The 527-nt window shown below is 36.4% G+C and carries 1 protein-coding gene; it reads right to left on the reverse strand.

Annotated features, from left to right (window positions below; genetic code table 11):
- Positions 1–409 (reverse strand): catalase (locus KI369_RS24055; protein WP_212957721.1); only part of this gene is annotated, 409 nt, incomplete at its 3' end.
- Positions 410–527: the final 118 nt, after the last annotated feature.

Here is a 527-nt window from a genome sequence, read left to right on the forward strand (position 1 = left end):
CTTCTGTATAAAATTTAACGGCGAATCCTCGTACATCTCGATTTGTTTCATTCGCTCCTTTTGATCCAGCAACTTCAGAGAAGCGAACAAAAAGGGGTGTTTTTTTGGAAGGGTCTTGTAAAAAGTCGGCCATTGTTAGCTCTTCTAAAGATTCATATAGCTCGAATATACCATGTGCACCGTATCCACGTGCGTGAACGACTCTTTCAGGAATTCGTTCACGATCAAAATGAGCAAGCTTTTCTCGCATAAGGAAATCTTCTAGAAGGGTAGGACCACGATCGCCGACGGTTAAAGAGTTTTCATCATTTGAAATTGTAACACCTGTATTTGTTGTCATTTTCTTTCCTTCATTCTCACGCGTGAAGGATTCCAGTTGTTCTGTTTTTTTATTTTTTTTGCCGTTCATATAAAACACCTCCCATAATATACGTATTATTGTTTATAGCTTTTATGCTTATATATAGTCTGAAGATACTTTACTTTATTGGGATTATTTACCTCGAATATTCGATTTATCTTTGTTT

The organism is Bacillus sanguinis, from assembly GCF_018332475.1.
In the GTDB taxonomy this organism is placed as follows: Bacteria; Bacillota; Bacilli; order Bacillales; family Bacillaceae_G; genus Bacillus_A; species Bacillus_A sanguinis.